The organism is Oscillibacter valericigenes, from assembly GCF_021531435.1.
Taxonomy (GTDB): Bacteria; Bacillota; Clostridia; order Oscillospirales; family Oscillospiraceae; genus Oscillibacter; species Oscillibacter valericigenes_B.
In genome coordinates, this window is the sequence record NZ_JAFBIS010000040.1 from 1 (window position 1) to 11756 (window position 11756).

General features: G+C 57.9%; 12 protein-coding genes. 7 read left to right on the top strand and 5 right to left on the bottom strand.

Annotated features, from left to right (window positions below):
• Positions 1-105: 105 nt before the first annotated feature.
• Genes JQM68_RS13005 through JQM68_RS13015 form a run of 3 tightly spaced genes read left to right on the top strand, consistent with a single transcriptional unit; the run spans position 106 to position 2306 of the window.
• Positions 106-513, top strand: a complete 408-nt coding sequence (locus tag JQM68_RS13005) for a hypothetical protein (protein WP_235223452.1) — start codon at positions 106-108, stop codon at positions 511-513.
• Positions 514-525: 12 nt separating this feature from the next.
• Positions 526-1782, top strand: a complete 1257-nt coding sequence (locus JQM68_RS13010) for a hypothetical protein (RefSeq protein WP_235223453.1) — start codon at positions 526-528, stop codon at positions 1780-1782.
• Between the two features lie 2 nt (positions 1783-1784).
• The gene (locus JQM68_RS13015; protein ID WP_235223455.1) at positions 1785-2306 is read left to right on the top strand and encodes a hypothetical protein; all 522 of its coding nucleotides are present in this window, start codon (positions 1785-1787) and stop codon (positions 2304-2306) included.
• A 313-nt stretch (positions 2307-2619) separates the two neighbouring features.
• Here JQM68_RS13015 and JQM68_RS13020 read toward each other — a convergent pair whose 3' ends face one another.
• The 3 genes from JQM68_RS13020 to JQM68_RS13030 form a co-directional block, all read right to left on the bottom strand.
• On the bottom strand, positions 2620-3210 hold the full coding sequence (locus tag JQM68_RS13020; protein ID WP_235223456.1) for a Fic/DOC family protein: 591 nt from the start codon (positions 3208-3210) through the stop codon (positions 2620-2622).
• A 1-nt stretch (position 3211) separates the two neighbouring features.
• Positions 3212-3382, bottom strand: coding sequence for an antitoxin VbhA family protein (locus tag JQM68_RS13025; protein ID WP_235223458.1), 171 nt, complete (start codon positions 3380-3382; stop codon positions 3212-3214).
• 256 nt (positions 3383-3638) lie between these two features.
• A complete protein-coding gene (locus JQM68_RS13030) occupies positions 3639-3899 on the bottom strand; it encodes a hypothetical protein (RefSeq protein WP_235223460.1) in 261 nt (86 codons plus the stop codon).
• Between the two features lie 381 nt (positions 3900-4280).
• Between JQM68_RS13030 and JQM68_RS13035 the strand changes: the two genes are divergently transcribed.
• Positions 4281-4946, top strand: coding sequence for a methyltransferase family protein (locus tag JQM68_RS13035; protein ID WP_235223461.1), 666 nt, complete (start codon positions 4281-4283; stop codon positions 4944-4946).
• Between the two features lie 64 nt (positions 4947-5010).
• On the opposite strand, the gene JQM68_RS13040 is transcribed toward JQM68_RS13035, so the two are convergent.
• Positions 5011-5934 (bottom strand): 3-hydroxyacyl-CoA dehydrogenase family protein, encoded by a 924-nt coding sequence (locus JQM68_RS13040; protein ID WP_235223463.1) that lies wholly within the window; start codon positions 5932-5934, stop codon positions 5011-5013.
• Positions 5935-6138: 204 nt separating this feature from the next.
• Between JQM68_RS13040 and JQM68_RS13045 the strand changes: the two genes are divergently transcribed.
• The 3 genes from JQM68_RS13045 to JQM68_RS13055 are packed head-to-tail and all read left to right on the top strand — an operon-like array spanning position 6139 to position 10235.
• Positions 6139-6621: an NADH-quinone oxidoreductase subunit NuoE family protein gene (locus JQM68_RS13045; RefSeq protein WP_235223464.1), complete on the top strand. Its 483-nt coding sequence runs from the start codon at positions 6139-6141 to the stop codon at positions 6619-6621.
• A gap of 14 nt (positions 6622-6635) precedes the next feature.
• On the top strand, positions 6636-8525 hold the full coding sequence (locus tag JQM68_RS13050; protein WP_235223469.1) for a (2Fe-2S) ferredoxin domain-containing protein: 1890 nt from the start codon (positions 6636-6638) through the stop codon (positions 8523-8525).
• A gap of 3 nt (positions 8526-8528) precedes the next feature.
• Positions 8529-10235, top strand: a complete 1707-nt coding sequence (locus tag JQM68_RS13055; RefSeq protein ID WP_235223465.1) for a [FeFe] hydrogenase, group A — start codon at positions 8529-8531, stop codon at positions 10233-10235.
• Between the two features lie 61 nt (positions 10236-10296).
• Here JQM68_RS13055 and JQM68_RS13060 read toward each other — a convergent pair.
• Positions 10297-11756 (bottom strand): vWA domain-containing protein (locus JQM68_RS13060; RefSeq protein ID WP_235223467.1); only part of this gene is annotated, 1460 nt, incomplete at its 5' end.

Genomic DNA, 11756 nt, shown 5'->3' on the forward strand with positions numbered 1-11756 from the left:
CCACGCCATCCTATTGGCTCTCTCCGGTCAGGCGAGGGCCTGTTGGTAATGCCTGGGACCGGGGGTCCTGAATAGTTACAATAAAAGAATGTAGGCTGCATAAGCATGGTTACTTGTCTTTGTATAAATGTGAGGGCTATTAATGAGACCAGCCCGAAGCCTGAAGCGCGTGACGTGTCGGAGACTGTGATTGGGCGTGCGACAAACTCTTTTAATATGAGTATTAAAGCATATGGGAAGGGTAAAGCAAATACAGCGTTTCCGTTAGAAGCGGGGGAAACTGTAACGATTAAGGCGTCGTATACTCCATTTTCAGCAGGTGTAGACTTTGGTTTGATTGATGCGGACGGTGTTTTTCATTATATCAATGTGACAAACGGTAGCAGTGATGAAACTATCGAAATTGAAGAGAGAGGAAAGTACACATTTGCAGTCAGGAACAATTCGGGAAGCACGGTGAAGTTGTCTGGATTTGTGAAGTATAAAATGGAAGCAAAATGCCAGGAGAAATAAGGAGGAAAGTTTATGAAAAAGCTTGTCAGCTTGTTTTTGGCGCTTGGCCTGTGTCTGTCGCTGTGCGTTCCCGTGTTTGCGGCAGATGGCCTGAGCTGCTCCGGAAGCGTCAATGATTCTACAGTAAACTTACTTTCTAATCTGCAAGAAGTTGAGGATGCTTTTGGGATTTCACCCGCCAGCGAAACTACAGTATCTGATGACTCAGGTACACAGATTTGGGGGACAACTGATTATAGCTACAACATTCAAATCGCTCCCGGCCAGAATTCGGGTGAAGCGACTGTCTATTTCACCATGGATATTTCCGGGAATACATATCCAATTACCGCAACAGGAAAAGTCCGCGTTCATGAGATTAGTAGTGACTATACATTGATTCGGGGATTTTTGAGCAGTGGCATCACTATTGACGGAAAAGCGTACTTAGTAGATGTTGGCCTCAGCAAGTTGGCTCAGCAGGATACGATTAGCGCTGGTATTACAATCACTCCAGAAGATTTTGGCAGAGACGAGCATGCGGAACAGATATTTTTCAGCTTTGGAACCTCAGTGATGACAGATGATTTTGTGTCACAGTATTTGGAATATGTCAGCGACTGTCAGAACGAAGCCAGCGGTATTGTGTCCGCCGCGGCATCTTCCGGTTTGACATTTGTCAATAGCGCAAGGGGATCATTTAAGTCGACCGCAATTTTTTCTGGTTCCGGCACGGCATCATCCATTGAAGTATATCGAGATTCCAGCAATAAGCGGTTCATTGCGCGTCTAGGTTCTTTCGTTAAAAATATTGATGCTGATGATTTTGATGGGGCCCAGTTCATTTCCGCTGGTGTGCAGAATTATAGGATCGGTTTGAAGCGGGTGGGAAGCGATACAAGTATCGCCTCCATGGAGGGGACTACAGTCTTGAATGAAAATCAAGGAGATACAGATGTTTTAGGTACGCTTTTAGAGGGATTTATTTCTGTCCTGGGGAACTATGGCCTTCCAATTACTACTCTTATGAGTTTGATGAATAAAGCAAGGGGAGAGGTCAATTATTCCTATGACGGCGCAAATAGCTATGTTGACGTTACAGTCGACACACTGGGGCTGAATTTTGACAGTGCGAATAATTACTTTCCTGTTGGATTCAACATTTTGACAAACGGGCTCACCGGGACTTATACGGCGAATGCGCGGCTGACTTATTACGTTGACGCCTGGGAGGGGGTATTCTTGATCTATACCACTGATGCCACCACAGGCCGATTTACGGTTTCTTGAAAATGATGAAACGGAAAAACATACTTGTGTTTGCCGCCCTGACGGCCCTGGTGGCGGCCCTCGCGGTATACGGCGTCATGCAATATATCCACACGGTGCAGGAGGAGAAGCAACTGCGTATGGAAATCTCCGGCTATACGGTCGCCGGGGAAGCGCTTCTGGACGCCGCACGGGCGGACACCGCGAATGAGGACGCATACGCATGGAGATACCGGCAGATGCTGCTGGCGGCAGGCGCGGTCGAAGCGCGGTGGGATACCGCCATAGGGATGCGTTTCAGGGAGGACCGCTATGACCAGGGAAAGACGTTTGTGTTGGCTGTGATTGATACCCCCAGTATGTTCCTCCCTGTAAGTCTAGAAGAGGCTGGACAGGAGGAAGAAAGCCTTGCTATGCTGGAGGAGTATCTCCGCCTGCTGTCCGGCGCCAACGATGTCTTACGGACAGAGGGCATGAAGGCGTTTCTGACAGCTCTCTCGGAGAGCGGAGACGTTGCCGCATGGCTTGCCGCACTCAGTGCCTGAGCGTCCGCCTATCTGCTCTGGGTCCTGCGGAATGCTCCTGCCCTAAGTCAGACAGATGCGGCGTGGGTGGAACTGCTTACGCCTGCCAACGCCCCAGATGAATGCAGGATACCGAAAGATTGAAAACGCTGGCTCAGCAGAATGAGCCAGCGTTTTTATACGCCGTTAGCTTTGACGGTTACCAGAAAGCCGTTGGCGAACTCGGCAACCAGAGTTATGATCAGACCGCGGATACCAGTCAAGCCTCGCCGGATACTTCGGCGAGGCTTGATCCATGACCACATCGGTCACAACGGTCATATGGTTGCCTGTTTTAAGACAAGATGCTTTCTGTGAAAATATCTTTCAGCAGATCCGTGACACCCTGGGCAGACTGAATGGTTGCTATCATCAGAAGGTCGGTATCCATATCAGCAAAATTGATCTCATATCCGGCGTTGCGGATGAGCTGCGTCAGGAATGCGCGCTGGGTTCTGCCATTTCCCTCCCGGAAGGGATGCAAAGCGTTGGTGGAGCAATAGAAATCAACGATTTCCTCTACGAACTTGTCATGGGACAAACCATTGAAATAATTGCAGGTCCGAAGTCGCCCAAAAATCAGGGCAGCTTGATGTTCAATACTTTCAGCAGGGGTAAAATGAGTCCCTTTTTTGCTGATGTTCACAGTACGAACTTCGCCTGCCCATTCATACAGGTCAGAGAAGAGGAAACGGTGAATGGCCTTGTAGTGGTCGAAGTCGAATGCGGAAGACCGTGGTGTGTTCAACCATTCCGCATACCTTGCGGAGGAAATGACGCTTTCGATCTCATTCAGCTTTTCTTCGTCACGGATATCAAATTTATTGATGAGGATCGTCGTGCCGGGGTAACAGTTGGCAGAGATGGGGTCAATACTGTATCCCATATCACACCGCCTTTGCGGGGCGGGCCAGGATCTCCTTGACCAGGTCGGCCACAGAAACTTCGCCGCTCATGAGGCGGATGCAGTCTTTTTCCGTCTGCTCGGTCACGCGAAAGCCCTCCATGCGGGTGGAGGCCAATGCGCTGCGCAGCGCTTCGTATTCCCGTTCGCTCATGTCGACACCTCCATAGGTTGCATTTTACATGTGTATAGTGTATCATACTTTCACATATTTGAAAAGTGGGTTTTGCTCGGCGGGTTCCCGACCCACACTCCGACCCACAACAGGAAAAAATGGGGCGGGAAGGAAAGGGTACAAGAGCAGGTTTGTGCGAAAATTCCCCAGAGGAAAGCTCAAGAAAGGGCTGGAAAGCAGTGGCTTGAGAGTTTGGACACTCTTCGTAATCAGCAGGCCAGCGGTTCAAGTCCGCTCAGTAGCTCCAAGAAAATCCATGCCCTTGCGGCATGGATTTTTGCTTATCTGAAAGGAGCAAAAATCCATGAGCAGACGAGAGTACGCATTCCTGAAAAGCGCCCTTGTTTTCACCCGCATGGAGGGCTTTGAAGTAACAGAGCAGACAGTTTTGATATCCATGATGAAGCCAAGCTAAACGAGGTAGAAACGGTTCTGGTGTCTGCCCGCAGTGCGGAATGGATGGAGCATCAAAGCAGACAGTTTCGACTTTACCCATTGCAAGGCTGTCCGCCATTTTCTGTTTACTGACCCGTACGATTGGGCAGGTCACATCCGCATGGTGTATGGCATTGACGAGAGCATACAACTCTAATTATAATAAAATAATGGGGCATATACGCTTTGACGGCTCGCGGCCTTGGCGTGTGCCCACAGTTGTCCCCAAAAGGAAAGCTTGATGGAGTGGGCCGGAAAAACATGAGGTACTTTGAACCGTTACAAGGAACGGAGAGCGGCGGCTTGCGCGGTGCTGACCGGGCCAACGGGACATACACAGGCCCGGAGTGGGAGCGGACACATGAGCCGGTCCTGCGTGTGCGGATGATGTGATCCGCATATAGCGGGTTTGGGGTGCATCCGCAGGAAGAAAGGCAGTTTTATGAAACTTTTGATGCGTGCGTTTGCAAAACTTCTGTCGGGATTGCTCCTGATGGGGGCGCTGCTGTTTGGGCCGGCGGGCACCTGGCATTTTCCCGGCGCGTGGTGGCTCCTTGCACTGCTGTTCGTTCCCATGCCGGTAGTGGGAGCGGTGCTGTACCGCAGGGCGCCGGAGCTGCTGCGAAAGCGGCTGAACAGCCGGGAACAGGAGCCGGAGCAGCGGGCCGTCATTTTGCTGTCCAGTCTGATTTTTATAACCGGGTTCGTTCTGGCGGGGCTGGACTTCCGGTTTGGCTGGACGCGTCTGCCGGCGCCTGTGGTTGCTTTGGGGATGGTCCTGTTCTGCACGGGTTATGGGCTGTATGTGGAGGTGCTGCGGGAAAATGCCCATCTCTCCCGCACGGTGGAGGTACAGGAGGGGCAGAAGGTGATCGACACCGGGCTGTACGGCATCGTGCGGCACCCTATGTATCTGGCGGTGACGGTGCTGTTCCTCTCTATGCCGCTGGTGCTGGGCTCCGCTGCCGCGCTTCTGCCGTTCCTGTTTGTTCCGGCTGTTCTGGTGAAGCGCATCCGGAATGAGGAGCAGGTGCTGGAGGCGGGGCTGCCCGGCTACCGGGCATATGAGAAAAAAGTGAAGTACCGGATGGTACCCTTCCTCTGGTGAAAAAAGCTGCCGCCTGCGAACAGCAGACGGCAGCTTTTTTACGGCATTTTAACGGGTTTGTGTGTTAGGATCCAAAGAGGATCTCGCTCAGCGCGGCCAGCTTCCGGTTGCGCTCCGCCACCGCCTTCGCACCGTGGCCATCGGAGTAATCGAAAAAGCCTTCGCCGCTCTTGAGGCCCAGCTTTCCTTCCGCCTTTTTCTGCCGGAGCAGCGCCTGAGGCTCCTTGTCGTCGGCCAGGTCCGCGAACAGGTACTCGGAGATGCCGCAGAAGATGTCCAGGCCGCCCAGGTCGGCGGTCTCAAAGGGGCCGATGCAGGCGTAGCGCAGGCCCAGGCCGTATTTCATGGCCTTGTCCACATCCTCCATGGAGGCCGCGCCGGTCTCCACCATGTGCAGGGCTTCCCGCAGGACGGCGAACTGGAGCCGGTTCAGGGCGAAGCCCGGGACGTCTTTGACATGGATGGGCTTTTTGCCCAGGTCCTCCGCCAGGGCGTAGACGGTCTGCGCCGTTTCCGGGGCGGTGGATGTTCCGCTGATGACTTCAATGAGCGGGATGAGGTTGGCGGGGTTGATCCAGTGCATGCCGCAGAACCGCTCCGGAGCTCCGAAAGCCTGGGACAGGGCGGTGATGGACAGCCCCGAGGTGTTGGTGGCGACCAGGCAAGTCCCTTTCAGAAGCGGCTCGATCTGCCGGTAAAAGGCGTGCTTGACATCCATGTCCTCCGCGATGCTCTCCAGCACAAAGTCCGCGTCCCGGAAGCAATCCGGGTCGGTGGTCATGGTGAGCCTGGAAGCGGCCGCGTCCCGCTCCTCCGGCGGGACCGCCTCCAGATTTTCCGCTATAATGGACCGGCCTCTTTCCAGACCGGATTCACTGCGGTTCCAAAGCGCGACGGTGTATCCGTGAGAGGCGAATGTCTGGGCGATCAGCGTGCCCATGGTCCCGGCGCCGGCCACCGTGACCTTTTTGACCTTGGAAATTTCCATCGTTGACATCTCCTTTTGATTTCTGTATGATAAACACATTATTTACCATATTTATAAGCGAAAATGCGGCGCTTTTCAAGATGGAAACGTGAGGAGGCGTTGAAAGAGCGGCAAAATACGGCTCAAGAACTCCGTTGTTGGATAGCCTTCCGCCCTTGGAGCAGGGCAAAAACTACTACTCTGAACAGGTAAGGAGACATGCCAATGAGCAACGAACTGACCCGGGCTGACGAAATCATCGAGAGCTATGACTGCAATCAGGCGAATCTCATCGCCATTATGCAGGAGATCCAGGCAGAGTACAAGTACCTCAGTGAGGAAACTCTGACTTTGATCGCGGAAAAGCTGGGTGTCAGCACCGCCAAAGTGTACAGCGTGGCAACATTCTACGAGAACTTCTCCCTGGAGGCCAAGGGGCGGCACATCGTCAAGGTCTGCGCCGGCACCGCCTGCCATGTGCGCAAATCCGGCCCCATCTATGACGCCATCCATGACTACCTGGGCCTGACGGGGAAGAAAAAGACCTCCGCCGACGGTCTGTTTACCCTGGAGACCGTGGCGTGCCTCGGTGCCTGCGGACTGGCCCCCGTTATGACCATCGACGGCGAGGTCCACGCCAAAATGACCCCCGAAGCGGCGCTGGAGCTGCTGGAGGACATCCGCAAGAAGGAGGGAGCCGCCGTATGAGAAGCAGAGCGAAAATGACGCGGGACAGCTTCCATGTGTTCCAGGCCAATGCCCGGAACGCCCTGAAACAGAGCGAGCAGGTGACATCCGTCCTGATCTGTGCCGGCACCGGCTGCATTGCCGGCGGTGCCCTGAAAATTTACGACAACATCAAGGCCGAGTGCGAGAAGCGGGACCTGACGGTATATGTGGGCCTCAAGCACGACACCGATGAGGAGAAGAGCCTTCATGTGAAGATGAGCGGCTGCCACGGCTTCTGCGAGATGGGCCCCCTGGTCCACATCGAGCCGCTGGGCGTTATGTACATCCATGTCAAGCCCGAGGACTGCCATGAGATCATCGAAAAGACCGTCCTGGGCGGCGAGATCATCGACCGTCTGGTGTACCACCTGGACGGCGTGGCCTATCCCCGCCAGGAGGACATTCCTTTCTACAAGCGCCAGCACCGGGTGGTGCTGGAGAACTGCGGCCGCAGCGATGCCGAAGACATCGAGGAGTACATCGCCAAGGGCGGCTATTCCGGCTTTGAAAAGGCCCTGTTTGAGATGACCGACGAGGAGATCTGCAAGACCATCTCCGATTCCGGACTCCGTGGACGCGGCGGCGGCGGATTCCCCGCCGGCCGGAAGTGGGACGGCGCCCGGAAGCAGAAGTCTGAGAAGAAGTACGTGGTCTGCAACGGCGACGAGGGCGACCCCGGCGCGTTCATGGACCGCTCCATCATGGAGGGCAACCCCCACAGCGTACTGGAGGGCATGATGATCGCGGGCCTGGCCGTGGGCAGCGACGAGGGCTACATCTACGTCCGCGCCGAGTATCCCCTGGCCGTCAGCCGCCTGAAGGCCGCCATCGCCAAGGCCGAGGAATACGGCCTGCTGGGTGACCGCATCATGGGCACCGAATTCTCCTTCCGCATCCATGTGAATATGGGCGCCGGCGCTTTCGTCTGCGGCGAGGGCAGCGCCCTGACCGCCTCCATCGAGGGCAACCGTGGCATGCCCCGCGTCAAGCCGCCCCGCACCATCGAGCACGGCCTCTGGGCCGAGCCCACGGTGCTGAACAACGTGGAGACCTTTGCCAACGTGCCCCTCATCATCCGCAACGGCGTGGACTGGTACCACTCCATCGGCACACGCACCAGCCCCGGCACCAAGGCTTTCGCCCTGACCGGCAACGTGGTGAACACCGGCCTCATCGAGGTGCCCATGGGCACCACCATCCGGGAAGTGGTGTTCGACATCGGCGGCGGCATCCGGGGCGGCAAGAAGTTCAAGGCCGTCCAGATCGGCGGCCCCTCCGGCGGCGCTACCACCGCCAGCCAGGAGCATCTGGACCTGCCACTGGACTTTGACTCTCTCAAGGGCATCGGCGCCATGATTGGCTCCGGCGGCCTGGTGGTCATGGACGAGGACACCTGCATGGTGGAGACAGCCCGGTTCTTCATGGAGTTCACCCAGAAGGAGTCCTGCGGCAAATGCGTCCCCTGCCGGGAGGGCACGAAACGGATGCTGGAGATCTTGGACCGCATCATCGCCAACAAGGGCACCCTGGAGGACCTGGACCTGCTGGAGGAGCTGGCGGATACCATCAGCTCCACCGCCCTGTGCGGCCTGGGCCAGAGCGCCTGCAAGCCCGTCCAGAGTACCCTGAAATACTTCCGCAACGAGTATCTGGCCCACGTGGTGGACCATCACTGCCCCATCTGCAACCGGGAAAAGCCCCACCCCGTCATCGACGCGGAAAAGTGCAAGGGCTGCGGCAAGTGCCGGAAGAACTGCCCCATGGAGGCCATCGAGGGCGCTGTGAAGAAGGCCCATACCATCGACCCGGAGAAGTGCATCAACTGCGGCGCCTGTGTGAGCAGCTGTCCCTTCGGCGCCATCGAAGCATCAAAGGAGGGCTGACCTATGGCAAAGGGAATCATGTACATCGACGGCCAGCGGGTGCCCTTCGACGGGGAGAAAAACGTGCTGGCGGTCATCCGCAAGGCGGGCATCGACATGCCTACCTTCTGCTACTATTCGGAGCTGTCCACCTTCGGCGCCTGCCGGATGTGTGTGGTGGAGGACGAGAAAGGCAAGATCGACGCCTCCTGCTCCATGGAGCCCCGGGACGGCATGCGGATCCGCACCAACACCGCCCGGCTCTTAAAGCACCGGCGGATGATTTTGGAGCTGATGCTCTCCTCTCACTGCCGGGACTGCACCACCTGCGAGAAGAGCGGCAAGTGCCGTCTGCAGGATCTGGCGCTGCAGTTCGGCGTGCGGCACGTCCGCTTTGAGGATACCCGCCCCCACTACGAAAAAGACCATTCCTCTCCCGCCATCGTCCGGGACCCCAACAAGTGCATCCTCTGCGGCGACTGCGTCCGCGTTTGCGACGAGATGCAGGGCATGGGCATTTTGAACTTTGCCCACCGGGGCAGCGACCTGCAGGTGATGCCCGCTTTCGATCGGAAGCTGGCGGACACCCACTGCATCAGCTGCGGCCAGTGCGCCGCCGCCTGCCCCACCGGCGCCATCACCGTCCGGGACGAGATCGGCAAGGCCTGGCGGGTGCTGTACGATTCCACGAAGCGGGTGGTGTTCCAGATCGCTCCCGCCGTCCGTGTGGCCGTGGGCGAGGCCTTCGGCCTGGAACCCGGTGTCAATTCCATCGACAAGTTGGTCTCCGCCCTGAAAATGATGGGCGCCGACGAAGTGTACGACACCAATTTCGGCGCGGACCTGACTGTTCTGGAGGAGTCCGAGGAGTTTCTGGAGCGGCTGAAAAAGGGCGGCCCCTTCCCCATGTTCACCAGCTGCTGCCCCGCTTGGATCAAGTATGTGGAGAAGGAAGCACCCCAGTTCCTGAAGAATGTGTCTACCTGCAAGTCCCCCATGCAGATGTTTGCCGCGGTGCTGAAAGACCAGTACGCCAAAAAGGACGCGGAGGACGGGAAGACTACCTTCCACATCGCCATCATGCCCTGCACCGCCAAGAAGATGGAGGCCAGGCGGGATGAGTTCCAGCATGACGGCAAGCCTGATGTGGACCTGGTACTGACCACCCAGGAGATCATCACCATGATCAAGGAGTCCGGCATCCGGTTCGGCGAGCTGGAGGGCGAGGCCCCTGACCTGCCCTTCGGTATGGGCACCGGCGCCGCCACCATCTTCGGCACGACCGGCGGCGTGGCGGAGGCTGTGGCCCGCCGGGTGGTGGAAGATAAGTCCAAGAACACCCTCCAGGCCATCCAGTTCTCCGGCATCCGGGGCAGCGACGTCATCCGGGAGGTTTCCCTGCCCGTGGGCGACCGCGTGCTGCACATCGCCGTGGTCCACGGCCTGGTCAACGCCAAGAAGCTGCTCAAGGACATTGAGGAGGGCACCGCCTACTACGACTTGGTGGAGGTCATGACCTGCAAGACCGGCTGCGTCGGCGGCGCGGGCCAGCCCTATGGCCTGATCCCCGTCAAGCAGCAGCGTGCCGCGGGCCTCTACGAGGCGGACCGCACCTCCCTCATCAAGCGTTCCGAGCGGAACCCTATCGCGATGGAAATGCTGAACGGTTCCCTGAAAGGGCGGACCCATGAGCTGCTCCATGTCCACTATTCCGGCAAGGCGGAGCACTGAGACTGTAAGATATGAAAAAAGGAAGAGACAGGCGTTGCCTGTCTCTTCCTTTTTGGGCGCTTTAGGAACCAAAGCTTCGGATTTGATTTTGAATGAGGGTGCCCACCGTGTCCGCAAACTGCTCCAGGGAGCGGATGCGGGCGAAATTCCGGCCGTAGATGGTGTGGGCGGCGGGAACGTCCTCGTCGTCTCCGGTGAATACGCAGATGACGGCGATGTCCCGGTGGAGCAGGGAGCGGACCTCCATGGCGGTGTTCTGTATACCCACGTCGTCGGCATAGTCGCGGTAGGTACCGTCCCACAGGACCTTGATGACGTCATTGGGCTTGGCGTCAGACAGCAGGATGACCAGCCGGTGCTCGCAGGGGGAATCCTCCAGCTCCCGGCCCAGGGCCCGGATGCCCAGGCCGTCCCGGTTGCAGCCGGTTGTGAAGTAGTGGAAAATGCGCCCGTTGGCGTCCGTTTCCTTGTAGTCCCGGTAGCGGGTGAGGACGGTGTAGCCGCTGAGGGAGCAGAAGGAGGTGACCCGCACCGGGATGCCGCAGCGGGTCAGGCTCTCGGCGATCATGTAGCCCTGGGCCGCCACCGTCTCCTGGCGGTCCAGCTGGGAGGTGGAAGCGTCCAGCAGCAGGTCTACGGACAACTCACCGGGGTCTGTTTGCAGCAGCTTGGAGAACACCTTGTCGTCGTTCACATACACGCCCCGCCAGACCCGGCCCGCATCCAGGGCGCCCGAGGAAGAACGAACAACGGTGGGCTGGAGATAGGACATCATGGCGTTGCGGATGCGGGCGGTGAGCCGGGCGATAGTGGCCCGGTGGCGGGCCAGGTCCGCGTTGTAGGCCGCCCGGTTTTTCTCCATTTGCTTCAGCGCCGCCCGGCGTTGGGAGCCGGCATAGCCCCGGACGGCGGCGTCCAGCTCGTCGCCGCCCTTGGCGTAGTAGAGGTGGCAGCCCTTGTGGTCGTCGGTGCAGAGGGCTTCCTCCCGCTTGCTCATCTCCCGGAGCTCGTACAGGGGAGGTCCGAAAAAGTTTTGGATGTACTCCCGGAGGGCCGCCTCGCTCTGGGCCATGGTCAGGTCGGTGATGCGGCGCTGGGGTGGAGCGGCCTCCTTGCCGCCGTCCTGGGAGAGGTCCGTATGCTCGCCGAAGCCGTAGCCGAAGCCCCGGACGGCGGGGAGGTCCGGCTTCGTTTTCCGGTGGAAGCCAAAGAAGAAATGGCGCTTTTGATCGGCGGCCGCTTCTTTTGCTTGGGTCTCCTGTGGTGTAAAGTTAAAATACTTGCGCAGAAAATCCAGAATGTAGGCCGACAGGGCGGGGCCGTCCAGGTCCCGGGGGGCCTCCAGAGCGTCCAGCAGCTCCCGGTCATGGGGCTTCAGCGCGGGGTCCTCTCCCAGGGCGCGGCGGAAGTGGGCCACCGCCAGCACGTCCATCAGGCGGTCGGTGGGGTCTTTTTCACTCAGCGCAAATACCCGGCGGGCGTAGCTTTTCCGCAGGGCGGGCAGGGCGGGACGGCTGGCGG

What these genes read in the sequence shown, in the direction of transcription:
- JQM68_RS13005 (WP_235223452.1), top strand. Translation starts at nt 106, where the DNA reads ATGGTTACTTGTCTTTGTATAAATGTGAGGGCTATTAATGAGACCAGC.
- JQM68_RS13020 (WP_235223456.1), bottom strand. Translation starts at nt 3,210, where the DNA reads ATGGGATACAGTATTGACCCCATCTCTGCCAACTGTTACCCCGGCACG.
- JQM68_RS13040 (WP_235223463.1), bottom strand. Translation starts at nt 5,934, where the DNA reads ATGGAAATTTCCAAGGTCAAAAAGGTCACGGTGGCCGGCGCCGGGACC.
- JQM68_RS13030 (WP_235223460.1), bottom strand. Translation starts at nt 3,899, where the DNA reads ATGGGTAAAGTCGAAACTGTCTGCTTTGATGCTCCATCCATTCCGCAC.
- JQM68_RS13025 (WP_235223458.1), bottom strand. Translation starts at nt 3,382, where the DNA reads ATGAGCGAACGGGAATACGAAGCGCTGCGCAGCGCATTGGCCTCCACC.
- JQM68_RS13010 (WP_235223453.1), top strand. Translation starts at nt 526, where the DNA reads ATGAAAAAGCTTGTCAGCTTGTTTTTGGCGCTTGGCCTGTGTCTGTCG.
- JQM68_RS13045 (WP_235223464.1), top strand. Translation starts at nt 6,139, where the DNA reads ATGAGCAACGAACTGACCCGGGCTGACGAAATCATCGAGAGCTATGAC.
- JQM68_RS13015 (WP_235223455.1), top strand. Translation starts at nt 1,785, where the DNA reads ATGATGAAACGGAAAAACATACTTGTGTTTGCCGCCCTGACGGCCCTG.
- JQM68_RS13055 (WP_235223465.1), top strand. Translation starts at nt 8,529, where the DNA reads ATGGCAAAGGGAATCATGTACATCGACGGCCAGCGGGTGCCCTTCGAC.
- JQM68_RS13035 (WP_235223461.1), top strand. Translation starts at nt 4,281, where the DNA reads ATGAAACTTTTGATGCGTGCGTTTGCAAAACTTCTGTCGGGATTGCTC.
- JQM68_RS13050 (WP_235223469.1), top strand. Translation starts at nt 6,636, where the DNA reads ATGACGCGGGACAGCTTCCATGTGTTCCAGGCCAATGCCCGGAACGCC.